Annotated in this window: 23 protein-coding genes and 1 riboswitch; of the genes, 8 read left to right on the top strand and 15 right to left on the bottom strand. The window is 71.5% G+C overall.

What is annotated here, in order from left to right; all coding sequences use genetic code 11:
- Positions 1 to 68: 68 nt before the first annotated feature.
- The gene (locus ACFV9O_RS19205; protein WP_385419293.1) at positions 69 to 323 is read left to right on the top strand and encodes a bacterioferritin-associated ferredoxin; all 255 of its coding nucleotides are present in this window, start codon (positions 69 to 71) and stop codon (positions 321 to 323) included.
- A 60-nt stretch (positions 324 to 383) separates the two neighbouring features.
- Here the strand turns inward: ACFV9O_RS19205 and ACFV9O_RS19200 are convergent, their stop codons facing one another.
- Together ACFV9O_RS19200 and bfr are read right to left on the bottom strand one after the other, a co-directional pair.
- Positions 384 to 1,970, bottom strand: a complete 1,587-nt coding sequence (locus ACFV9O_RS19200) for an IS1182 family transposase (RefSeq protein ID WP_385419290.1) — start codon at positions 1,968 to 1,970, stop codon at positions 384 to 386.
- 113 nt (positions 1,971 to 2,083) lie between these two features.
- On the bottom strand, positions 2,084 to 2,563 hold the full coding sequence (gene bfr / locus ACFV9O_RS19195) for a bacterioferritin (RefSeq protein WP_385419288.1): 480 nt from the start codon (positions 2,561 to 2,563) through the stop codon (positions 2,084 to 2,086).
- Between the two features lie 156 nt (positions 2,564 to 2,719).
- On the opposite strand from bfr, the gene ACFV9O_RS19190 reads away from it, so the two are divergent.
- Positions 2,720 to 3,352: a sulfite oxidase-like oxidoreductase gene (locus ACFV9O_RS19190; RefSeq protein ID WP_385419285.1), complete on the top strand. Its 633-nt coding sequence runs from the start codon at positions 2,720 to 2,722 to the stop codon at positions 3,350 to 3,352.
- Positions 3,353 to 3,376: 24 nt separating this feature from the next.
- Here the strand turns inward: ACFV9O_RS19190 and ACFV9O_RS19185 are convergent, their stop codons facing one another.
- The 6 genes from ACFV9O_RS19185 to thiO form a co-directional block, all read right to left on the bottom strand.
- Positions 3,377 to 3,946 carry a DUF4396 domain-containing protein gene (locus ACFV9O_RS19185; RefSeq protein ID WP_385419282.1) on the bottom strand — a complete coding sequence of 190 codons (570 nt, stop codon included), beginning with the start codon at positions 3,944 to 3,946 and terminating at the stop codon, positions 3,377 to 3,379.
- Between the two features lie 68 nt (positions 3,947 to 4,014).
- Positions 4,015 to 4,878, bottom strand: a complete 864-nt coding sequence (locus ACFV9O_RS19180) for a deoxyribonuclease IV (protein ID WP_385419280.1) — start codon at positions 4,876 to 4,878, stop codon at positions 4,015 to 4,017.
- Between the two features lie 5 nt (positions 4,879 to 4,883).
- The gene (gene pknB, locus ACFV9O_RS19175; protein WP_385419277.1) at positions 4,884 to 6,824 is read right to left on the bottom strand and encodes a Stk1 family PASTA domain-containing Ser/Thr kinase; all 1,941 of its coding nucleotides are present in this window, start codon (positions 6,822 to 6,824) and stop codon (positions 4,884 to 4,886) included.
- A 327-nt stretch (positions 6,825 to 7,151) separates the two neighbouring features.
- Positions 7,152 to 7,946 carry a thiazole synthase gene (locus ACFV9O_RS19170; RefSeq protein ID WP_385419274.1) on the bottom strand — a complete coding sequence of 265 codons (795 nt, stop codon included), beginning with the start codon at positions 7,944 to 7,946 and terminating at the stop codon, positions 7,152 to 7,154.
- An 8-nt stretch (positions 7,947 to 7,954) separates the two neighbouring features.
- Positions 7,955 to 8,167, bottom strand: a complete 213-nt coding sequence (thiS, locus tag ACFV9O_RS19165; RefSeq protein ID WP_385419272.1) for a sulfur carrier protein ThiS — start codon at positions 8,165 to 8,167, stop codon at positions 7,955 to 7,957.
- Positions 8,164 to 9,372, bottom strand: coding sequence for a glycine oxidase ThiO (thiO, locus tag ACFV9O_RS19160; RefSeq protein WP_385419269.1), 1,209 nt, complete (start codon positions 9,370 to 9,372; stop codon positions 8,164 to 8,166). The genes thiS and thiO overlap by 4 nt, the downstream gene beginning before the upstream one ends.
- A riboswitch (TPP riboswitch) is annotated at positions 9,369 to 9,482 on the bottom strand. (Overlaps the previous gene by 4 nt.)
- A 52-nt stretch (positions 9,483 to 9,534) precedes the next feature.
- On the opposite strand from thiO, the gene ACFV9O_RS19155 reads away from it, so the two are divergent.
- From ACFV9O_RS19155 to ACFV9O_RS19130, 6 genes are all read left to right on the top strand, one after another.
- The gene (locus ACFV9O_RS19155; RefSeq protein ID WP_385419267.1) at positions 9,535 to 9,876 is read left to right on the top strand and encodes a hypothetical protein; all 342 of its coding nucleotides are present in this window, start codon (positions 9,535 to 9,537) and stop codon (positions 9,874 to 9,876) included.
- Between the two features lie 28 nt (positions 9,877 to 9,904).
- A complete protein-coding gene (locus ACFV9O_RS19150; protein WP_385419265.1) occupies positions 9,905 to 11,134 on the top strand; it encodes an NAD(P)/FAD-dependent oxidoreductase in 1,230 nt (409 codons plus the stop codon).
- 43 nt (positions 11,135 to 11,177) lie between these two features.
- Complete coding sequence (locus ACFV9O_RS19145) at positions 11,178 to 11,543, top strand: Rv2175c family DNA-binding protein (protein ID WP_385419262.1); 366 nt, start codon at positions 11,178 to 11,180, stop codon at positions 11,541 to 11,543.
- Positions 11,544 to 11,698: 155 nt separating this feature from the next.
- Entirely contained in the window at positions 11,699 to 12,355 is a 657-nt protein-coding gene (gene thiE, locus ACFV9O_RS19140) for a thiamine phosphate synthase (RefSeq protein WP_385419259.1), read from the top strand.
- 70 nt (positions 12,356 to 12,425) lie between these two features.
- Positions 12,426 to 13,343 carry a methylenetetrahydrofolate reductase [NAD(P)H] gene (gene metF, locus ACFV9O_RS19135; RefSeq protein WP_385419257.1) on the top strand — a complete coding sequence of 306 codons (918 nt, stop codon included), beginning with the start codon at positions 12,426 to 12,428 and terminating at the stop codon, positions 13,341 to 13,343.
- 50 nt (positions 13,344 to 13,393) lie between these two features.
- Entirely contained in the window at positions 13,394 to 14,281 is an 888-nt protein-coding gene (locus ACFV9O_RS19130) for a hypothetical protein (protein WP_385419254.1), read from the top strand.
- An 82-nt stretch (positions 14,282 to 14,363) separates the two neighbouring features.
- Here ACFV9O_RS19130 and ACFV9O_RS19125 read toward each other — a convergent pair whose 3' ends face one another.
- The 7 genes from ACFV9O_RS19125 to ACFV9O_RS19095 all read right to left on the bottom strand — a co-directional run bounded on the left by ACFV9O_RS19125 (position 14,364) and on the right by ACFV9O_RS19095 (position 22,686).
- A complete protein-coding gene (locus tag ACFV9O_RS19125) occupies positions 14,364 to 15,848 on the bottom strand; it encodes a phytoene desaturase family protein (protein WP_385419251.1) in 1,485 nt (494 codons plus the stop codon).
- A 57-nt stretch (positions 15,849 to 15,905) separates the two neighbouring features.
- Positions 15,906 to 16,529 (bottom strand): DUF4126 domain-containing protein, encoded by a 624-nt coding sequence (locus ACFV9O_RS19120; protein ID WP_385419248.1) that lies wholly within the window; start codon positions 16,527 to 16,529, stop codon positions 15,906 to 15,908.
- A 395-nt stretch (positions 16,530 to 16,924) separates the two neighbouring features.
- On the bottom strand, positions 16,925 to 17,533 hold the full coding sequence (locus ACFV9O_RS19115; RefSeq protein WP_385419247.1) for a TetR/AcrR family transcriptional regulator: 609 nt from the start codon (positions 17,531 to 17,533) through the stop codon (positions 16,925 to 16,927).
- An 11-nt stretch (positions 17,534 to 17,544) separates the two neighbouring features.
- On the bottom strand, positions 17,545 to 19,632 hold the full coding sequence (locus ACFV9O_RS19110; RefSeq protein WP_385419246.1) for a YhgE/Pip family protein: 2,088 nt from the start codon (positions 19,630 to 19,632) through the stop codon (positions 17,545 to 17,547).
- Positions 19,604 to 20,662 (bottom strand): ATP-binding cassette domain-containing protein, encoded by a 1,059-nt coding sequence (locus tag ACFV9O_RS19105; protein WP_385419244.1) that lies wholly within the window; start codon positions 20,660 to 20,662, stop codon positions 19,604 to 19,606. Before ACFV9O_RS19105 ends, ACFV9O_RS19110 begins: the two co-directional genes overlap by 29 nt.
- Before the next feature lie 94 nt (positions 20,663 to 20,756).
- Positions 20,757 to 21,710 carry an MASE1 domain-containing protein gene (locus ACFV9O_RS19100; protein ID WP_385419241.1) on the bottom strand — a complete coding sequence of 318 codons (954 nt, stop codon included), beginning with the start codon at positions 21,708 to 21,710 and terminating at the stop codon, positions 20,757 to 20,759.
- A gap of 139 nt (positions 21,711 to 21,849) precedes the next feature.
- Positions 21,850 to 22,686 (bottom strand): PP2C family protein-serine/threonine phosphatase, encoded by an 837-nt coding sequence (locus ACFV9O_RS19095; protein ID WP_385419240.1) that lies wholly within the window; start codon positions 22,684 to 22,686, stop codon positions 21,850 to 21,852.
- Positions 22,687 to 22,860 lie beyond the last annotated feature (174 nt).

Below are 22,860 nucleotides of genomic sequence, written 5' to 3'. Positions count from 1 at the left end.
CGGCGGGTAAGGTTAGGTTAGCCTCACCGATCAATCGGGACGGCACCACTTATCGATCCCGCCGGGAGGTGAACCGCGTGTACGTCTGCTCGTGCTTCGGCATCACGGAGAAGCAGGTCAAGGAGCACGCGGAGGCGGGCGCCTGCACCCCCCGCCAGATCGCCTCGCTCTCCAAGGCCGGCACGGACTGCGGATCGTGTGTGCGCCGCATCCAGGGGATCCTCGGCCGTGGCACCTGCCCCCGCCGCGAGCTGCTCGAGCAGGGCGTGCCCGCCCTCACGGCCGACGTCGAGCAGGATCCCGCACTCAGCGAAGCGGCCTAGAAGATTGCTGAAAATCTTGTCGAGGGGGCTGTTCGGCCGTAGGCCGGGCGGCCCCTTTCGCTATGCGGCGGCCGGGGCGAGATGCCAGGTGCTGCTGGTCCGGGTGAGTCCGAGGGTGATCAGTCGGCGGAGGTTGAGGGCGGCGGCACGGTGGTGGAGCCAGATGTTGTTGGCGATGACGCCGCGGTAGGGAACCCGGCGGTTGCCCCTGGCGACGAGCCAGGCGATGGCGCGTTCGACGGGTGGCCGCCATCGGCGGTACTCGTCCTGCCAGACGGTGTCGGTGGCGGCCTGGGCCCGGGCGGCGGCCAGCAGTTCGTACTGGGGGTGGACGTTGAGGGTGCGTCCGGTTTTTGAGGTGGTGCAACGCGTCCGCAGAGGGCAGCCCGTGCAGACGCGCTTGAACTGGGCGGTGCGGGCGCCGTCCGCCTTGATCTGGCCGAGGTTGGCGGTGTGTCCGGCCGGGCAGGTCGCGGTGCCGGCTGCTGGGTCGATACGGAAGTCGTCGATGGTGAAGCCGCCGGGGACTGCCTGCCGCAGCGGCGGCGGCTTGATCACCAGGGTGTGGCCGTCGGCCTGCAGTTGTGCGCGCAGATCACCGGTTCCGTAGGCAGAATCGCCGAGCACGGTTAACTCCGTGCCCTCTTCCTCATCGGCCAGCAGATCGCAGGCGACGGCGGCCTCGTGGTTGTCGGGGCCATAGCCGCTGGTCAGGGCGACGGCCGTGAACAGGCCGGTCTCCGGCTCGAAAGACGCATGCCCTTTGAAGCCGTCCTGGTGACGGCTGCGGTTCTTGTGGATGTGCCGCGCATCGGGGTCGACGGTGGACACCGTCCGGTCGGCCACTGTGCGCTTGGCGATGCGCAAGCGTCCGTCGCGCCCGTCGGAGTCCTCGGCGGGTTCCACGTCCTGCCCGGCGACCAGGGCCAGCAGGCCGACCGCGTTCGCCGCCTTCTCTCCCAGATTCTGCTCGGGCAGGTGTCCGAGCAGGTTGAGGGCGTCGGTGACCAGCGCGTCGACCAGTGCGGCGCGGGCCTTCTCGTCGTCCCAGGCGATCCTCGGTTTGCCTGGGTCGGTGTAGTCGTGCGCGCGGCAGTGCTCCGCGGCCGTCTCCGGAGCGCCGGGGACCTCGCGGATCACCCGGCGGATGGCGGAGATGATCTGGGTGACGGTGTCCTGGGTGGCCACCGCGTCATCGAGGACGGTGGAATCCAGCGCGCGCCGCTGCCTGCCCTTCAGCACCCCGGTCGCGGCCACGACCTCCTTGACCTTGGTGAAGATCCGCGTCGGGTCGGCCGAGTTGCTCAGCCGGCGCCGGAAGTACGTCAGCAGCGACGGATCAAACGCGGTGTCGTACAGCCCGAGCCCGCAGGCGGCCTTCCACCGCAGGTCACACCGCAGTTCCTGGACCGTCTCGAAGTCAGACAGCCCCTGCAGGCTCTGCAGGACCACCGTCGCGGCCAGCACCTGCGGCGGCAGACTCGGACGGCCGTTGGACGACGGATACATGTCCGCGAACATCCCCGGCGGGAACAGCACCTCGCGATGTTCCGCCAGGAACGCGAACACACTCCCTGCCGGGATCAACTCCCGGCAGGTCTCCCACACATCCGGCCCGACCATCTCCCCAGCCCATTCCCCCTGCATGCCTACAAGACTGGCCCCGACTCCACCGAGCCGGGGCCAGAACCCGAGATTTTCAGCAATCTTCTAGCCCGCTCCCGCTCGGCGGAGCCGTCGGCTCTCGCCCGGTTTCTCCGTCAGCTCTCCGGTTGCTCGATGATCTGCGCGATGTAGAGCGGCTCACCGAGCTTCTCGACCAGCTCCAGCTGGGTGTCGAGATAGTCGATGTGGTGCTCCTCGTCCGCCAGGATCGACTCGAAGATGTTCGCGGACGTGATGTCGCCCTTGTTCCGCATGACCTCGATCCCGCGCCGCAGCCGGTCGATCGCCTCGACCTCGATCTGCCGGTCGGCCTGGAACATCTCGGTGACCGTCTGCCCGATCCGGACGTGGAAGAGCCGCTGGTAGTTCGGCAGGCCCTCGAGGAAGAGGATCCGGTCGGTCAGGACCTCGGCGTGCTTCATCTCGTCGAACGACTCGGCCCGGGTGTACTTGGCGAGCTTCGTCCAGCCGAAGTTCTCCTGCATCTTCGCGTGCAGGAAGTACTGGTTGATCGCGGTCAATTCGGCAGTCAGCTGCTCATTGAGGAACTCGATGACCTCGGGGTCGCCCTGCATCGCAGAGGCTCCTTCCGCGCGTATGGCTGGGGCAGGATGCGCGCATCCTCGCACCGTGATCGAGAGGCGTCCAGTAAGTGCATGCTTAGTAGGAGTTGCCCGAATCGACCCAGACCTGGTCATGACCACCCCTCGCCGTCTGTCACCATTGAAGGCATGGGTCAGCCGGAGAGCCGGGAATTTCGCGAGTCAGAGCAGTCCGAGCTCCCTCCGGGGCAGCGACTGCAGCGTGGCTGGCCCGTCACTCACTACGGGCCCGTCCCCAAGTTCAAGCCGGAGCGCTGGGAGTTCCGTGTCTTCGGGGCGACGGCCGACGGCGACAAGCGCTGCTGGAACCACGAGGAGTTCTCGGCCCTGCCGTTCGCCACGGTCGTGGCCGATCTGCACTGCGTGACGAAATTCAGCATGCTGGGGGCCGAATGGGGAGGGGTGCCCGCCCGTACGATCGTCGAGCTCGCCCCGCCGGCGCCGACGGTCACCCACGTCATGGTCTGGGCCGAGTACGGCTTCAGCGCCAACATGCGGCTCTCCGACTTCCTCTCCGAGCGCACGATTTTCGCCACCCACAAGGACGGCGAGCTCCTCACCGCCGAGCACGGGTTCCCGCTGCGTCTCGTCGTACCGCATCTGTACGCCTGGAAGGGCCCGAAGTGGGTGCGGGGCGTGGAGTACATGACCGCCGACCGACGCGGCTTCTGGGAGGAGCGGGGGTACCACAACCTCGGCGATCCCTGGCGGGAGCAGCGCTACTCCTACCAGGAAGAGCCGGGGGACGGTCCCGAGTTCTAGGTCCTGTCCTGTGGGCCGGGTTCCTCAGCCGCCCGCGTGGTGGTACTGGTGGACCACCGCGTGGCCCTTGCCGCGGCCGATCAACCACTTGTTGACCGGAGTGGTGATCAGGAAGGCGACGAGGAAGCCGAAGGCCAGGGCGCCCCAGAAGAGCCCGTCGGTCAGATGCGCGTCCATCGCGCCGGGCACGAGCAGGATCACGCCGTTGTCGACGGCCTCCATCACGGCGATGGAGAGGGTGTCGGCGGCGAGGGCGACACCGATGGCGGCCTTCAGGCTCAGTCCGGCGCGTACGACCGCCGCCAGGGTCAGCGAGTAGCCGAAGAAGAAGGCCAGAACGATCGCGAGGACCATCGTCGGGGCGTTGCCCCAGCCCAGGGCGGTGCCGATGACCATGCCGAGGACCTCGCCGATGGCGCAGCCGGTGAGGCAGTGGAGGGTCGCCTTGGCGGCCGTGGACCAACTGGCTCCGCCGCCGCCATCGCTTCCGCTGCCGTGGTGGCCATGAGGCGCCGCGTGGTGCGTGCCGTGCTCGTGGCCGGCGCGAGTGTCCTGCCGGCTGTGGTGGTGGTACGCGAGTGCTTCGTGCGTCATCAGAGAACCCCCAAAGCAAGGTAACCGTTCCTGCCCATACAGAACGGTATACCCCCCAGGGGTATTCCTCAAGGGAGGTCCGGAGAGCGGAGCCCCTTCAGTCGCGCCACATCCGCCGCGTACGCCTCCTTGGGGCCGGGCGTCTCGATGATCAGTGGTACGTCCTCGGTCGCCGGATGCGTCATCAGTGCCCGGAACGGCTCCTCGCCGATCCGGCCCGCGCCGATGTTCGCGTGACGGTCCTTGCGGGCGCCCACCACGTCCTTGGAGTCGTTCGCGTGGATCAGCTTCAGCCGCCCCTCGCCGACGGTCTCCACCAGCAGATCCAGGGTCTCCTTCACCCCGCCCGGCGCCGCCAGATCGTGCCCGGCCGCGAAGATGTGGCAGGTGTCCAGGCAGATGCCCAGCTTGGGGTGGGCGTCCAGGGCCTCGAAGTACGGGCCGAAGTCCCAGGTCCTGGAGCAGAGCGAGAAGCCCTGCCCGGCCGTCGACTCCAGCAGCAGGAAGGGGTCGTCGTCGTGGGTCAGCTCGTCGAGCAGCGGCAGCATCAGCTCCCGCGCCTGCGCGAGTGCCACCTCGCGGGTACGGCCGCCGGTCGCCGAGCCGGTGTGCACCACCACGCCCAGCGCGCCGATCTCGCGGCCCCGGCGCAGCGAGTGCCGCAGCGACTCCACGGACCGCTCGGCGGTCGCCTCGGTGTGCGAGCCGAAGTTGATCAGATACGGGGCGTGGACGTACGCCGGTATCCCCTCGGCCGCGCACTCCGCCCGGAACTGCTCGTCCTGCGCCGGGTTCCCGGCGGGCGTCGCCCAGCCGCGGGGATTGGCGACGAAGACCTGGACGGTCTCCGCGCCGATCTCCCGTGCATACGTCAGGCCGGTCCTGGCGAGTCCGCCGGCCACCGGCACATGGGCGCCGACAGGGTTGCGCATCGGTTCTACAGCCCCTTGGTCCTGATGGTGATCGTGCTGCCCTCGGGGGCCTGCTCGCCGCCCTCGACGGACTGGCTCTCGATCTTGTTGCCGAGGAAGGGGAAGTTGCGCTCGACCTTGACCTCGAAGCCCGCCTTCTCCAGCTTCTGACGCGCGTCGGCGATCGTCTTGCCCGTGACGTCCGGGACCTTGACCATGCGCGGGCCCTTGGAGACGGTGAGGGTGACCGTGTCGCCCCGCGCGGCCTGCCCGCCCTCGGCCGGGGACTGCGAGGCCACGGTACCGGCATCCTCGGGCGAGTTGACCTGCCCGGCGGCGACCGCGACCTCCAGCCCGGCGTCCTCCAGCGTGCTCCTGGCGTCCTCGACGGACTCGCCGGTCACGTCCGGTACGTCGATGGGGGCGCCCTTGCTGACGACGAGCGCGACCGCGGAGTCGGGGCGCCGGTCGGTTCCGGCGGCCGGTTCCGAGCCGATGACGGTTCCCTGCGCGGCGTCCTCGCTGAACTCCTTGGTGACCACGCCGGGGGCCAGCCCCACCTTGCGCAGGGCGTTCCTCGCCTCGGCGAGGGTCAGCCCCTCGACCTCCGGGACCTTGACGATCTCGGGACCCCGGGAGACGACGAGCGTCACCGAGCCGTTGTCGCGGATGCGCTGACCGGGGTCGGGGTCGATGTCCATGACGGTGCCGCGCCGGTAGACGTCGCTGAAGCCCTGCTCGGTCCGCTCGACCTCGAGCCCGGCGTCGGCGAGACGCTTCTTGGCGGCGGCCTCCGTCTGCCCGAGGACAGGGGGGACACGGGTGAACTGTCCGGAGTTGATGTACCAGACGCCGCCCGCGCCCAGGAGCAGCAGGGCGGCGACGACGACGGCGATGACGCCGCGCCGGGGCGCCCGGGTGGGGCGCGCCGGGGTCCGCGGGGCCGGCTGCACCGGCGGCATCTCCAGCCTGCTGGTCTGCTGTACGCCGAGCTGGACCTGCTGGACCTGCTGGACCTGCTGGGCCGCGCCCCGGGGGAGCACGCTCGTACGGTCCTCGGCGCCCGCGGTGCCGTCGGGGGTCGTGGGCCGCGCCTGCGGCGGCACGGCGTCGAGCTGGTCGTCCCCGAGAGCGGCGCGCGCCTCACGGGTCCGCGCGAGCAGCGCGACGGCGTCGTACGGCCGGACGTCCGGGTTGCGGGCGGTCGCGCCGGCGACGAGCTCGTCCAGCTCGAGCGCGAGCCCGGGTACGGCCGCGGACGGGGCCGGCACGTCCTCGTTGAGGTGCTGGTAGAGCACCTGGGCGGGGGTGTCCCCCTCGTACGGCTTGGCGCCCGTGAGCATCTCGTACAGGACGACACCGCAGGCGTAGACGTCGGCGCGGGTGTCGGCGGTGCCGGACTCGATCTGCTCGGGTGCGAGGTACGACACGGTCCCGAGGACCGAGCCCGTGGTGTTCGTCACGGAGCCAACGGCCCTGACCAGCCCGAAGTCGGCGACCTTGACCCGGCCGTCGTCGCCGATCAGCACGTTCTCCGGCTTCATGTCCCGGTGCACGAACCCGGCGCGGTGCGCCGCACCGAGCGCCGCCAGCACCGGCTCCAGGATGTCGAGCGCGGCCCGCGGCTGGAGCGCTCCGCGCTCGCGCAGCACGTCACGGAGGGTGCACCCGGCGACGTACTCCATCGCGAGATAGACGTACGAGCCCTGCGCGCCCTGGTCGTAGACCCCCACCACATTGGGGTGCGACAACCGCGCGACGGACTTCGCCTCGCGGATGAACCGCTCCACGAACGACGCGTCCGTCGCGAGCGCCGGATGCATCACCTTGAGGGCGAGCACCCGGTCGAGACGGGTGTCCACGGCCCGGTAGACCGTGGCCATCCCGCCGACGGCGATGCGCGCGTCGACGCGGTAGCGGCCGTCGAGCAGCTGCCCGACGAGGGGGTCCTGAAGCGTCGTATCCACGCAGCGAGTCTACGAGCCGCGCCGGGACCTCCGGCCCCATCGGGTCGGGCCCGGCGCCGTACTGCAGCGGACCCGTGACCCGGGGGTTGCGGTTGCAGGGCGCATGGCGGCGGGCTTTCTCCCTCCCCGCCCCTTCCCGAACAGGGGCTGCGGCCCCGGCCCAGTAGCGGGGGCTGCACCCCCGGACCCCCGCGCCACGCACTGCCCCTACGCCCCGGCGCTCCTCCGGAGCCCGTCCGGCGCTTCAGGACGGGCATGCCGGCCCACTCCGCGGTGCCGGGACCGCGGACCCGGGACCCGGGACGGCCCCGGGCTGCGGGCCTGGTCTCAGAACGCCGGACGCTCCGGGTCCAGGAGCGCCCTGCCCTCCGCCGGGGACGACGCCTCCGCGAAGTGCCGGCGGGGAATGCGCCCCGCCCGGTGCGCCAGCCGGCCCGCCTCGACCGCGTGGCGCATCGCCTCGGCCATCAGGACGGGCTCCTGGGCCCGCGTCACCGCGGACGCGAGCATCACCGCCGCACACCCCAGCTCCATCGCCAGTGCCGCGTCCGACGCCGTGCCCGCCCCCGCGTCCAGGATCACCGGGACGGTGGCCTGCTCGGCGATGAGCCGGAAGTTGTGCGGGTTGCGGATCCCGAGCCCGGACCCGATGGGCGAGCCCAGCGGCATGATCGCCGCGCAGCCCACCTCCTCCAGCTTCCGCGCCAGCACCGGGTCGTCGTTCGTGTACGGCAGCACGGTGAAGCCGTCGTCGACCAGCACCTCCGCCGCGTCCAGCAGCTCGATCGGGTCGGGCAGGAGCGTGCGCTCGTCCGCGACGACCTCCAGCTTGATCCAGTGCGTGCCGAGCGCCTCGCGCGCGAGCCGCGCGGTCAGCACGGCCTCGCCCGCGGTGAAGCAGCCCGCCGTGTTCGGCAGGACCTGGATGCCCAGCCGGTTGAGCACGGACAGGACGGACCCCTGCACGGTCGGGTCGAGGCGGCGCATCGCCACCGTCGTGAGCTCCGTACCGCTCGCGATCAGCGCGCGTTCGAGTACGTCGAGGCTCGGCGCCCCGCCCGTACCCATGATCAGACGGGACGAGAACTCCACCCCGCCCAGCACAAAACGGTCGTCGGCCATGGCTCCGGTCACCCTCCCTGCACCGCGGTGAGGACCTCGATCCGGTCGCCGTCGCCGAGCAGCGTCCCGGACCACTCGCCCCGCGGGACGACGGTCTCGTTCACGGCCGCCGCGACCCCGGACGGCGCCGCCGTCAGCGTCGCGACCAGCGCACCCAGCGTGGTCCCTGCCGCGATGTCCCGCGGCTCTCCGTTCACGGACACGGTCGTGGACCCGGTCATGCGGACAACTCCTGACGTACGGGAGAAAAGCGGCGAGGGGTGAAGGGGCGTGCTTCTTCCGGCAGTTCCCCGGTGACCAGCGCGTGTGCCATCACCTCGCCCGTGACCGGCGTGAGCAGCACGCCGTTGCGGTAGTGCCCGGTCGCCAGCAGCAGCCCGGGCAGTTCCGTCGGTCCGAGCAGCGGCGCGTTGTCCGGCGAACCCGGCCGCAGGCCCGCGCGCGTCTCGGTGAGCGGCAGTTCGGTGATGCCCGGGACCAGCTCGTGCGCGTCGCGCAGCAGCTCGTACACCCCGCCCGCCGTGACCGTCGTGTCCCAGCCGAGCTCCTCGCTCGTCGCGCCCACCACCAGCTCGCCGTTCTCGCGCGGTACGAGATAGACATGGCTGCCGCGCACCACGGCCCGTACCGTCCGCGACAGGAACGGCGCGTACGGACGCGGCACGGTCAGCCGCAGCACCTGCCCCTTCACCGGCCGGACCGGCGGCAGCACCTCCTCCGGTACGCCGCCCAGCCGGCCGCTCAGACTGCCCGCGGCCAGCACGACCTGTTCCGCGGCCACTTCGCGGCCCCCGTCGAGCACGGCACCGGCCGCCCGGTCCCGTACCACCGACAGCCGCTCGGCCCGCTCGCGGAGGAAGGTCACGCCCACCCGCTCGCACGCCACGACCAGGGCCTTCGCCAGTCGCCGCGGATCGATCTGGTGGTCGCCGTCCACCCGCAGCCCGCCGCGCACGCCGGGTGCGAGCATCGGCTCCAGACGCCGGCACTCCCGGCCGGTCAGCCACTGCGACTCCAGCCCGGAGCGGCCCTGCAGCGCGTGCAGTTCGCGCAGATACGCCCGGTCGTCCGCGTCGAGCGCGACGGCGAGCGTCCCGCACCGGCGATATCCGGTGTCCTGTCCGCTCGCCTCCTCCAGCTCCGCGACGAAGTCGGGATAGCGCCGCGCGGACGCCAGGTTGAGGCCGAGGAGCGTCTCCTCGCCGTAGTGGAGCTCCGTGACGGCCGCGAGCATGCCCGCCGCCACCTGGGCGGCCCCGCCGCCCGGTTCGGGGTCGGCGAGCGCGGTGCTCAGCCCACGCTGTGCCGCCCGCCAGGCGGTTGCGAGGCCGATGATCCCGCCCCCGATGACGAGGACGTCCGCCGTTGTCGGTGAATGCCCTGTCGGTGAATGCGCCGTACGTGAATGCCGCGTACGCGGATGCATGGCGTCCAGACCCTCCCTTCGCCGGCATGACCCGGATCAGGTTCGTACGGTCGGAGGCCGCCTCAGCCTCCCTCTCAGCCCGGTGCGTCCGGGCTCCCGCGAGTAGCAGTACGGTGGCCAGCCTAACCCCCGCCCCCAACTCGCAGTAAGGGAGCCCGCACCGTGGCCCGCTCGCTCGACGGACTCATCCTCTCCCCGGTCGCCGACCAGGCGCCGGGCCAGGTCGGTACGCGGACCCGGTTCACGTACCACGAGGAGGAGGGCCGGATCTGGGCCGACTACGCGGGCGGTGACGTGGTCCGCGGCCATCTCGTCGGCACGCGCGAGGGCGACCGGCTGGACTTCCGCTACGTCCAGCTGAAGCAGGACGGAACGACATCGTCCGGGCACTGTGTCTCCACCGTCACCGAGCTGCCCGACGGGCGGGTGCGGCTGGACGAGACCTGGGAATGGGAGTCCCAGGAAGGCAGTGGCACGAGCGTGGTGGAGCAGCAGTCTTCCTGACGATCCGCCAGATGGTTAGGGTGGCCGGGTGAGCGAGCAGGTAACGCAGAGCCGTCGTGTCGTCATCGTCGGGGCCGGCATGGCCGGCGTCCAGACCGCCGTGGCCCTGCGCGAGCGGGGCTTCTCCGGCACCATCACCCTCATCGGCGCCGAGCCGCACCAGCCGTACGACCGCCCTCCGCTCTCCAAGGCCGTCCTGCTCGGCAAGGCGGAGGGCTCCGCCCTAGACGTCGACTTCGACGCGCTCCGGATCGACCTCCAGCTCGGCCGCGAGGTCGGCGGCCTGCGCCCCGGCGCCCATGAGCTCGACACCCCGGCGGGGCCCGTTCCGTACGACACCCTCGTCATCGCCACCGGCGCCGAGCCCATCACGCTGCCCGGCATCGAGGGAGTCCCGGGCGTCCATCTGCTGCGCACGCTCGACGACGCGGAACGGCTGCGTCCGGTGCTGGAGCGGCAGCACGACATCGTCGTCGTCGGCGCCGGCTGGATCGGCGCGGAATTCGCCACCGCCGCCCGCGAGGCGGGCTGCGCCGTCACCGTCGTCGAGGCCGCCGACCGGCCGCTCGCCGGCGCCCTGCCCGCCGAGGTCACCGCGCCGATGGCCGACTGGTACGCGGAGGCCGGCGCGGAACTCCTCACCGGCGCGCGCGTCGCGGGCGTCGAGGCCGGCACCGTCGTCCTCGCGGACGGCCGCAGGCTGCCGGCCGGGGCCGTCGTCGTCGGCATCGGTGCACGCCCCGCCACCGACTGGCTCGAGGGGTCGGGCATCGCCATCGGCCCCGACGGCTCGATCACCGCCGACGAACGGCTGCGCACGTCGCTGCCCGATGTGTACGCCGTCGGCGACTGCGCCTCCTTCCCGTCGGGCCGCTACGGCGAACGGCTCCTCGTCCACCACTGGGACAACGCGCTCCAGGGCCCGCGCACGGTCGCCGCGAACGTCGTCGGCGGCGACACGGGGGAACCGCCGCAGATCTACGACCCGGTGCCCTACTTCTGGTCCGAGCAGTTCGGCCGCTTCGTGCAGTACGCGGGGCATCACACGGGCGCCGGGACACTCGTATGGCGGGGCGACCCGGCCGCAGGTTCCACCTGGTCGGTGCTGTGGCTGCGGGACGGGGTGCTGGTCGCCCTGCTCGCGGTCGGCAGGCCCCGGGACCTGGCCCAGGGGCGCCGGCTCATCGAGGCGGGCGCACGGCTCGATCCGGAGCGTGCGGGGGACCCCGGTGTCCCTCTGAAGGCCGCAGCACTCTAGGGTCCGGCTACCGACTGTCAGTCCGGGATGGCACGCTTGTCCCGTGACCGAGATTGACGCAAAGATCGATGCTCTCGTCCCCGCCTGGCTCCACCTGCCTGACATCGCGGAAAAGCTCGATGTCGAGGTGACGCGGGTGCGGCAGCTGGTCAAGGAGGGCCAGCTGATCGCCGTACGCCGCGGTGAGAACCGGACGCTTCAGGTGCCGGCCGCCTTCATCAAGGGCGACAAGGTGGTCAAGGGCCTCAGCGGGACCCTGACGCTCCTGAGGGACGACGGCTTCACCGACGAAGAGATGCTGGAGTGGCTGTTCACGCCGGACCCGACCCTGCCGGGCACCCCTGCGGACGCGCTCAGCGAGAATCGCGGCACGGAGGTGAAGCGCCGGGCCCAGGCGCTCGCCGTCTGACGTCCTGACGACACCACCCATCACCACACCACGGGAAGCCTGGTGTGCGGGACCGGGGCGGGCATGCGCCCGCAGCTTCGCCCCCGGTCCCGTACACCGGCGGAACCAGTCACGACCGGCCGGGCGACGGCCGGTCCCCACGGGGGGAGCACCTCATGTCCATGCTTCGCGCGCGCCTGTCCGACGCCCGGCTCTATCTGTGCACGGACGCCCGCAAGCGGCAGGGGGACCTCCCCGCGTTCCTGGACGCCGTGCTCTCCTCCGGTGTGGATATCGTGCAGCTGCGCGACAAGGGCATGGAGGCCGGCGAGGAGCTGGAGCACCTCGCCGTGTTCGCCGATGCCTGCCGCCGCCACGGAAAGCTTCTCGCGGTGAACGACCGGGCCGATGTCGCCCATGCCATCGGCTCCGACGTGCTGCATCTGGGCCAGGGCGACCTGCCGGTCCCGGCCGCGCGGGCGATCCTCGGCGACGAGGTGCTCATCGGCCGCTCCACGCACGCGGAGGCCGAGGCCGCCGCGGCCGCCGTCGAGCCCGGAGTGGACTACTACTGCACCGGGCCCTGCTGGCCCACCCCCACCAAGCCGGGCCGCCACGCCCCGGGACTCGACCTCGTGCGGTACGCGGCCTCGCTGCTGCAGGACCGCCCCTGGTTCGCGATCGGCGGGATCGACGCGGGCAATCTCGACCAGGTGCTGGACGCCGGAGCCCGCCGTGTCGTCGTCGTCCGGGCGATCACCGAGGCGGACGATCCGGCCGCCGCCACCGCCGATCTCAGCAAGCGGATACGGGCGTACGCCGACAAGGGCTGATGGCGAACAGCGGGTGTCCGATGGGTGGACACCGGTTGGGCAGCCCCTAGGCCCTGGATAACCTGCGAACATGGCCCTCGGCACAGCTTCCACCCGGACAGATCGCGCACGCACGGTGCGCGAGATGCTCGCGACCGGCAAGGCGTCGTACTCCTTCGAGTTCTGGGCGCCCAAGACCGAGAAGGGCGAGCGGAACCTCTGGAACGCGCTGCGCCGGGTCGAGGCCGTGGGCCCGAGCTTCGTCTCCGTGACGTACGGCGCGGGCGGTTCCACCCGGGAAGGCACGGTCAGGGCCACCCAGAAGATCGCTGCCGACACCACCCTGACGCCGGTCGCACACCTCACGGCGGTCGACCACTCCGTCGCCGAGCTGCGGAACATGATCGGTCAGTTCGCCGACGCCGGGATCAGGAACATCCTGGCGCTCCGCGGCGACCCGCCCGGCGACCCGATGGGCGAGTGGGTCAAGCACCCGGACGGCGTGACGTACGCGGCCGACCTCGTCCGGCTGATCAAGGACTCCGGGGACTTCTGTGTCGGTGTCGCGGCTTTCCCCGAAATGCACCCCCGGTCGACCGACTGGGACACGGACATCCAGTACTTCGTGGACAAATGCCGGGCCGGTGCCGACTATGCGATCACCCAGATGTTCTTCCGCCCGGAGGACTATCTGCGGCTTCGTGACCGGGTTGCCGAGACCGGCTGCGCGACCCCGATCATTCCCGAGATCATGCCCGTCACCAGCGTGAAGCAGATCGAACGCTTCAGCCAGCTCAGCAACGCGTCCTTGCCGCCGGAGCTGGAAGAACGGATCCGCGCGGTCGGCGACGACCCAGCCGCTGTACGCTCCATTGGCATCGAGTTCGCGACGGAGTTCTGCGCACGGCTGCTCTCCGAGGGTGTCCCCGGGTTGCACTTCATTACGCTCAACAACTCCACGGCGACTCTCGAAATCTACGAGAATCTCGGACTGCACGAGCAGTCGTAACCGGCCACACCCGCCACTACCCCCGGCGGCGGCCGATGAGAGGGGCGGGCATGGGCTGGACGGTGCTCTACATCGCGTTCGGCATTGTCGCGCTGTGGCTGCTCGGCGAGGTGCTGCTGCAGTACAAGGCGCGGCTGCGCTGGCGGCTGCTCGCGTTCGCCGGATTCCTCGGTGTCGTCCTCGGTGTGCTGATGCCGAACGTGATCGTGATCGCGGTCGGTGCGGCCGCCTTCGCGATCGGGCAGACGTACGTCACGCTCTCCTTCCGGCGCGGCTTCTCCACGGGCTGGGCGATCGGCGGGAGCCCGGGATCGAGCCGCCGCCGCAAGTCCGGCGGCAGCGCCGCCGTGCGCGAGCCCACGCTCGAGGTGTCGGACCTCGCCTACGAGCCGCACGACGAGGACGAACTGTCGGCCGCCGAGAGCACGGCGGTCTACGAGCCGATGCCGCTGCCCGAGGACACCGGGCAGTACGGCATCTACAGCGAGTCCGCGTACGCCGCGAGCCAGGCCCAGGGCGACGGCCAGGGGCAGGCCGACGGGTACGGGCAGTACGGCGGGTACGACACGTACGACACGTACAGCTCCCCGTACGAGCAGCCGACGGCGGCCCAGGCCCAGGACGCCTACGCGGCGCAGTACGACTACGGCACGGGCCAGCAGCAGTACGCCGCCTACTCCGACCCGTACATCGGCAGCCAGGGCTACGACTCGTACGACAGCTACGGCGGCCAGCAGCAGTACACCGACACCTACGCCCCCCAGCAGGGCTACAGCGAGACACCGCCCGGCGGGGTGTGGGTGCCGCAGCAGCGCGAGGGCGACCAGCAGGCACCGCCGATGCCGCCCATGCCGCCGCAGCAGCCGTCGCCGTACGGCTACGGCTACGACCAGGGCGGCTACGAGAACGACTACAACGGCCAGCCGTACCGCTACTGAGGACCCCGGCTGAAGCCTCCTGCTGAGGCGCCACCGTCACCCGGCGCGGCCCACCGAGGCCCGCCCCGAGCCCACCGCGGACTCACTGCGAGCCGCGGAAGTCCTCGCCCTCCACGATCAGCCCGGCCACCAGCGCGCCCGACATGCCCGCATGGGCCAGTCCGCCGCCCGGATGCGCCCAGCCGCCCGCGAGATACAGCCCCGGCAGCCGGGTGCTGTTCGACGGGCGCAGATACCGGCCCCCGTCCCCGGCCAGGGCCGGCGCGTGCACCCTCCCCGTCTCGGCCGGGGTGACCGTCTCGCGCCACAGCAGCCGCTCACGCAGGTCCCCGGTCGCCGGTCGGGCGGCGGCGATGAGCATTTCCGCGCAACGCTCGCGCAGCGCCCCGTCCGTCCAGTCGATGCCGGAGGGCCCCCCGGACGGGGCGACCGTCGCGGACAGCGTGACCGCCTCATGGGCGTCGTCGGGGCGGGTCGTCGGATCGTCCGGCCGCAGCACGGTGACCGTCGGGCGCTCGGCGAGCGCGCCGCCGAAGACCGCGGCGGCCTCGGCCGCCGTATCGGGGGAGTGCACCACGGTCCGGTGCGCGGTGCCCTCGGGGCGGGCGCCGCGCAGTGCCAGCAGGACCGTGAACCGGCCCGGAGCCTCCTGCGCCGCCCCGGGCCCGACGTCGCCGTCCTGCCAGGGCCGGAGGCCCCCGAGACCGGATTCGCCGGCACCCGCCACCACGTGGTCCGCGTCCACGACCCGGCTGTCGGCCAGTCGCAGACCTGCTGCCCGGCCGTCCTTCTCGACGACACCCGTCACCTCGGCGCCGAAGACGAACTCCACCTTGCGCTCCAGGCAGCGCTCGTACACCGCACGGGCGAGCGCCCGCATCCCGCCCCGGACGTACCAGCTCCCGAAGGTCTGCTCCATGTACGGCAGCAGGGCTGCGCTCGCCGGGGCGTGGCGCGGATCCAGTCCGTACGACAGCGCATACGCGTCGAGCAGGGCCGCGAGCCGGGGGTCGGCCAGCTCCCAGGCACCGATCTCGGCGAGCGTGCGCGCCTGGCGCGTGCGCACCAACCGGCGCCGGCGGAGCGCCGGATACGGATCGCGGCCGAGCACCTGCCAGTCGGGCCAGAGCGGTTCTTCCAGCAGCGGCCGGCGCGAACGGTCCCACGCGTCCCTGGCGCGCCCGAGGAACTCGCCCCACCGGGCGCCCGCCCCGGCCCCCAGCGCAGCGTCCAGCGCGGACACGACGCCCCCGCGCGAGGCGTTGGGCAGCGAGACGGCCGTGCCGTCCCCGAAAACGTGCCGGCTCGCGGGGTCGACCTGGGCCAGCTCGACCCGGCTCTCCAGCGGCTCCTTGCCGGTCTTGATGAACAGATCCCGGTAGACGGCGGGCAGATGCAGCAGTCCGGGGCCCGTGTCGAACGCGAACCCGTCGCGCTCGAACCCGCCCACCGCGCCGCCGAACGCCGCCGAGCGCTCGTACACCGTCACCCGGTGGCCCGCCACGGCGAGCCGCGCAGCCGCCGCCATGGCGCCCATCCCGGCGCCGATCACCGCAATCCGTCCCATGTCAGCGACTGTATCGGTCGCCACCGACAGCCCCACCCAGGATGTCCGTCGCAGGCGTCAGTGCGGAGGGCGCTGGGGCAGGCCCTCCGCCGCCGCCAGCCGTCTCTCCTCGCGGCGCTGCGCCCTCCGGCGCAGAAAGCGGCGGATGCGCGAGGCGAGGAAGACCACGGTCACGACGCCCAGCACGAGCAGCGTCGCCGCGATGATCGCCGCAGCGAGCGGATGGAACATCGCGAAGGTGATGATCGCGGCGACGCCGAGATCCTCGGTCGTGCTCATGGCGATGTTGCTGAACGGCTCCGGGGACGTGTTGATCGCCATCCTCGTCCCGGCCTTCACCAGATGGCTCATCAGCGCCGTCGACCCGCCGACCGCACCGGCCGCGAGCTCCGGCAGCGAGCCGCTCTCCCCGGCCAGCAGCGCCGCCACGACCGCGCCCGCCACCGGCCGGATCACCGTGTGGACCGAGTCCCAGGCCGAGTCGACGTACGGGATCTTGTCCGCCACCGCCTCGCACAGGAAGAGCACACCGGCGGCGACCAGGACATCGGTGCGCTGGAGCGACTCGGGAACTTCGTCGCTGATGCCGGTCGCGCCGAAGAGGCCGAGCAGCAGGACCACCGCGTACGCGTTGATGCCGCTGGCCCAGCCACTCGTGAAGACCAGGGGGAGTACGGACACGGACGCGATCGTAACCAGCCCGCGCCGAGTGCGGGTGGGGTTGAGCACGGGCGTCTGAGTATCCGTACCTAGGCGAGGAGATGAGTAGGTACGCGGATGGGCTCTCACCTGCGCAGACGGAAGAGTGGAGACCACGGAAGGGGCGCGGCGCCGGCACCGCCGGCACGGGGCGGCGGAACGGCGCGGCGCACCGACCGAACGGGGGTTGCCCGGACCCGGGGGAACAGCGGTACAGGGCAACGGGGGACACGGGGAATCGGGGGAAACGCCGGTCCGGCGAAGCTCGGGGGGATCGAGCTTCGCCGGACCGGCACTTCTGTGTTCGTCACTTCTGTGTTCGTCGCTCGTCGGGTTCGTCTGCTGTCGGCCTTGTCCGTCCGGCTGCCGGATTCCGGTCAGCGGCCGCTGACCCTGCCGTGCAGCAGCCGCGACAGCGCCGCATGCACATCGTCGATCGACCGCTCCGGCTGGAACGCCTGCCAGTCGAGCGCCGCCACCAGCACCATGCCGACGAGCGCGGCCGCCGTGAGCGGAATGTCGATCTCCTCGCTCAGCTCACCCCGCTCGACACCCTCCCGCAGGACCCTTTCGACCACGGCGACCGCCTGCTGACGGACCACCAGCAGCGTGGACTGCCAGGCCCGGTTCGTACGCCAGAGCTCGGCGACGTACAGCTGGGTGAAGGCGGGGTAGCGGTCGATGAACCCCAGACCCGCCTTGATCATCGCGTCAAGCGCCTCGACCTTGGTGCCGCCGCGCTCCTCCGTCTCGTCGGCGGCGGCCTGCAGCGATGCGGTGAGCAGCCCGACCCCGTACCGCAACAGCTCCTCGAAGAGCTCGGTCTTGCTCTTGAAGTTGTAGTAGACCGTGCCCTTGGCGACTCCGGCACGCTCGGCGATCTCGTCGACCGTCGTCGCGGAGAAGCCCTGTTCGGCGATGAGGGTCACGGCCGCTTCGTAGAGCTTGGCGCGCGTCGCCTGTCTCCGGGTGCTGCTGCTGTTCATGGGGTCGATTCTCACAGGCTCAGCTCGGGGTGGAGACGGTCGAACGTCCATACCTGCTTGCGCCGCGCGGACACGGCGGTGAGCGCGAGGGCCCCGGCGGTGAAGGCGAGCAGTACCGCCGTTGCCTGCCAGACCGGGCCGATGCCGCCGCCCGTGATCAGCCGGCGCAGCGCCTCGACGACGTACGTCATCGGAAGGAAGGGGTGGACGGCGTTGAAGAACGCCGGGCTGGTCTGCACGGGGTAGGTGCCGCCCGCGGAGGTCAGCTGGAGCATCAGCACCGCCAGGACCAGGATCCGGCCCGCCGCGCCGAAGCGGGCGTTGAGCCACTGGATGATCGCGGCGAAGCAGCAGACCACCAGCACCAGGAAGCCGACGGTCCCGGCCGCGCTGGCCATCCGGAGCCCCAGGCCCCAGTGGAGGACGGACATCAGGGCGACGACCTGGAGCATCCCGATCGCGGCCACCGGCAGGAAGCCCGCCAGTGCGATCCGCCAGGCGGAGGCGCCGGCGGCCAGGGCACGCCGGTTGAGCGGGTGGATCAGCATGTACGCCACCATCGCGCCCACCCAGAGGGAGAGCGGGATGAAATACGGGGCGAAGCCGGTGCCGTAGTTGGGCGCCTTGTGCAGCGACTGGGAGGCGAGCTGGACCGGGTCGGCCATGACGTCCGTACGGCGGTCGCGGTCCTGCTTGTCGTAGTCGGGGATCTTGCCGACGCCCTCGTTGAGGCCGCCCGCCAGCTCGCCGGAGCCGTCGACGAGCTTGAACATGCCGCCGTCGAGGTCGATCGCGCCGGTCTCGAGCCGGCCGACACCGGAGTCGAGGTCGGAGGAGCCGGTCTTGGCGCTGGTCAGTCCTGTGTGGATCTGGTCCGCGCCCTTGGCGACCTTGTGCGCACCGCTGTTCAGCCTGTTTATCTCGGTGACGGCGGACTCCACGTCCTCGTCGAGATGAGGGGAACGGTCGGCGAGCTTCTTCGCCTGCTCCTGCAGGGTCTTGAGGTGCGTGTCGAGCCGCTTCAGGTCGCCGCTGTTGTCCTTGACGAGGGTGTTGACGTCCTCGGCGATCTCGGCGGCGTCGGCCGCGCTGGTCATGGCCTCCTTCAGGGCGGGGCAGAAGGCCGGGTCGGGGAGCAGGGCGTTCTCGCAGCGGTCCTTGTGGAGCTCGGCCAGCTCGTCGGCCGCCTCGCGCGCCTTGGCCGCCGCTCCGGGCGCGTGCGTCACGAGCAGGTCCAGGTTGCGGCGCGCCGCCCGGGAGGAGTCCTCGACCAAGCGGGCGGTGTCCCCGACCGTCTTGCCGTTGTCCTTGAGGTACGGGCGTACGTCGGCGGCGATGCCGTTGACCTTGTCGGCCAGCTCCTGGGTGCCGGCGGCGACCTTCCCGGCGCCCGTCTCCAGATCGCCTGCGGCCTTGTTGAGCCGTGTGATGCCGCCGGCCAGCTTCCCGCTGCCGTCCTTGGCGTCCTTGAGGCCGTCGGCGAGGTCCTTGGAACCCTTCTTGGCCTTGCCGATGCCGCCCTTGAGCTTGTCGGCGCCGTCGGCGGCCTTCTCCGTGGCGTCGTGGATGTCGGAGAAGGAGATGAAGATCTTGTCGAGGAAGGACCGGGAGGTGTCCTTGGACGCGGCGGTGCGCACCTCGGAGAAGACCGTCCGGGAGATCTGGCCGACGATGTAGTTGTTCGCGTCGTTCGTCCGTACTTCGAGCGCTCCGGTCTCCGGCGCGTCGCCGGAGCTCGATGCGATGCGCTTGCTGAAGTCGGCGGGCATGGTGAGGGAGAGGTAGTACGTGCCGTCCTCGACACCCGCGCGGGCGTCCTCGGCGCTCACCTCGTGCCACTCGAAGACCTCGCTGTCGCGCAGGCCCTTGGTGATCTCATCACCGGCGGCGATCTTCTTGCCGGAGGCGGTGGCGCCCTTGTCGTCGTTGACGAGTGCGACGGGGATCCGGTCGAGGCGGCTGTACGGGTCCCAGAAGGACCACAGGTACAGGGCGCCGTAGAGCAGCGGCAGCAGCAGGATCGCGACGAGCGCGGCGCGCGGCAGCTTGCCCCTGCCGAAGCGCTTCAGCTCAAGCGCGGCCAGTCTCGGCGATCGCATCGGCCGCCCCCTCCTCGGTCGTGGTCTTGTCGGTGTCGGTGTCGGTGTCGGTGTTGGTGGTGGTGGTCGTGCCGGTGTCGGTGGTGGTGCCGGTGCCGGTGGCGGTGCCGGCGTCGGCGGTGGTGCTGGTCTCGGTGCCGGGCTCGGCGTCGGTGGCGGGCTTGCCGTCGTCCTCGGCGGCGATGGCGGTGGCGCCGGCGACCTTGGTCCCGGTCTCCGGCTCGGCCGTGGTCCCGGTCGCCTTGGTCGGGACGGACGTACCGGACGGCTCCCCGGGGGCGTCGTGCGGGGCCGCCGCGTCGGGCGTGCCCGATGCGTTCCTCCTGACGGCCCCGCTCGCCCCCGTACGGATCACCACCGCGTCCTCGGGCGCCTCGCTGCACACCGCCAGCACGGTCGTGCCCTCCGTGGCGACCGTGCGCAGCAGGCCCCAGGCCTCCGCCCGGTCGGCGTCGGAGAGCTTGAGGTCGGTGTCGTCGAGCGCCAGGAGCCGAGGACGCCCGATCAGGGCCAGGGCGACCGAGAGGCGCAGGGCCTCCAGCCGCTCCAGGTCCCTCACGGACGTACGACCCTGCTTCGGCAGCGAGTCCAGGTCGAGGCCCGCCGCCTCCAGTGCCTCCTCGACACGGCTCCGGGCCGACGCCGCCCGCTCGCCACCCGGCCGCAGCAGCGCGCGCAGCGAGCCGTCGAACCGGCGCTGGAGCAGCGCACGCTCGCGCAGGTGCTCGTCGACGGTGAGCGACGGGTCGAGATCGCTGACGCCGGGAACAGGGCCGAGCGCGGAGATCCGCCGGGCAGCCGCCATCTTGCGCGGCAGTCGCAGTCCGCCGACCTCGGCGTGCCCCTCCGTGGGCTTCATCCGGCCGGTGAGCGCGAGCAGCAAACAGGTGCGGCCCGAGCCGGAAGGTCCCTCGACCGCGATGAGCGAGCCGGGATCCGCTTCGACGCTCACCCCCCGGAAAGCCCAGCCGCGCGGGCCCTTGAGCCCGAAGTCCTCGGCGGTGACGGCCGCCCCGTGCGGGCTGTCCACGCACACCCTCCCCTTTTGCACTGACTGGTCAGTGCAAAAACTACCCTGTGTCGGTGAACGGCGCCAAGCCGGGGGTCGGTCGGTGCGGGGTCGGTCAGTCGTCCCGTTCGCGCGAGTCGACGTCGGCGACGATCTCCGCGAGCCGTTCGCAGACCCGCTTGATCTCCTCGTGGGTCTCGTTCCGCTCGGTGATGACCGCGGCGAGCAGCAGGGCCGTGAGGGCTGCGGAACCGTTGAAGGCCTGCAGCGTGAACATGTTGGAGAACAGATCCCGGCCGGCGAACGGGCCGACCCCCCGGGCCGCGGCGGTGATCACCAGCGTGGACACCACCAGCGCGCACGGGGCGGCGCCGGCCAGCTGGAAGCGGAACGCCGCCCAGATCAGGACCGGGAAGACCAGGAAGAGCAGGGTCGAACTCGCGGTACGCGTCGCCAGCAGCGTCACGAGCACCGTGGCCAGTGTCAGGGCCGCCGCTTCGGCCCAGCGGCCGGGTGACGCTCTCGGGGGCCAGTGGGCCGTGCGGAGGACGAGCAGGAACGGGGTGACCACCAGGACGCCCATCGCGTCACCCGTCCACCACACCGACCACGCCGGCCAGAAGTCGTCCGCGTCCAGCGCCCCGGCGAGCAGGAGAACGCCGGTGCCGACGGTCGAACTGATCAGCATCCCGACCAGCGCGCCGAGGAAGACCAGCAGCAGTCCGTCGCGCAGCCGGTCCAGTGCGGCGTGGAACTTCGCGCGGCGGAGCAGCAGATACGCGCAGACCGGAGCGAGCGTGTTCCCGGCGACGATGCCCAGAACGGCCGGAAGCGTCGGGCCGATGAACATGTTCACCAGCAAGGCGCCGAGTGCGATGGCGGGCCAGATCCGCAGACCGAACACGACCAGGGCTGCCACGGCCACCCCGGTCGGCGGCCAGAGTGGAGTGATCTGACCCCGTACCAGCTGCTGGAGCAGGCCCAGTTCGGCGGATCCCCAGTAGACGGCGGCGACAGCGAGGATCCGCAGTGCCGCGAAGCCGTGACCCCGGATCTGCTCGTCGCGCACCACAGCAGTCTGCGCCGTCGACGGGACGGAGGCGAGTCAGCGAGCCAGCCACCAGCGAGCCCGAGGCGGGTCGGCGGCCCGTCGTCAGCGGGCCCGCGGAGCGGTGCCATCGGCGGCCCGGGCCGTCCGGGGACGTGTGTCAGGCGGGTGCGTCGGCCGCTGGCCCGTCGTAGCGGACGACGAGCACGGCGGCGTCGTCGCGGTGGCCGGTCAGATCGGCCACCTTGATGACGGCGGAGGCCAGTACGTCGGGGTGGGCGTCGAATCCGGCGCGCACCAGCCGGAGCACCTCGGCCAGACCGGCCTCCATCGGGTAGTCCGGGCCCTCCACGACCCCGTCGGTCAGCAGCACGAGGACCCCGGCCTCCGTCAGCCGGCGGTGGGTCACGGGATACCGCTCGCCCCGGACGATGCCCAGTGGCGGCCCGCCGGGGTCGAGGGCGATCCCCGAGCGCCCGCAGGCCGTGGCCCACACCATCGGCAGATGGCCGGCCCGGGACACGGTCAGATCGCGGCTGACCGGGTCGAAGCGCAGGAGACAGCAGGTCGCGAAGAGGCCGCAGCCCATCGAGAGCAGCACGTCGTTGGCGCGGCTGAGCACCTCTTTCGGATTGCTCGTCGTCTCGGCAAGGGCCCGCAGGCTGGTGCGGACCTGGCCCATGAAGGCGATGGCCTCCACGTCGTGGCCCTGCACGTCGCCGATGGCGAGCCCGAGCGAACCGTCCAGCATCTGGAAGGCGTCGTACCAGTCGCCGCCCACGTCCAGCCCGTCCCGGCAGGGCGCGTACCGGGCCGCGATGTGCACGCCGGTGAGCTGCGGCAGCTCGGGCGGGAGCATGTGGCGCTGCAGGGCCATGGTCAGCTCCACCCGGGCCCGCTGAAGTTTGATCCGCTCCAGGGCCTGGTCGACGAGTCGCCCGAGGGTGGTCAGGAGCTGCTGCGCACTGTCGGGCGGGTCGGTGCGATGTTCACGCATGACCGCTCCGAGGGTTCCCGCGTACTCCTGACCTCACCTTAACCGTCCGGCAACCGTCCCACCTCCACAGGCGAATTCGCAGGTCAGCGACTCAGCGCACCTTCGGTGCGCGCCGGGGGCGTGGTAAATGCCCCGGTGCGCGCCGAAGGTGCTTCTGTCTGCCTCTGACGCGGG

The sequence above is a fragment of the Streptomyces sp. NPDC059909 genome, assembly GCF_042730885.1.
Lineage (GTDB): Bacteria > Actinomycetota > Actinomycetes > Streptomycetales > Streptomycetaceae > Streptomyces.
Note: the sequence above shows the minus strand (reverse complement) of the source record. Positions and strands in the feature narration are given on the sequence as shown.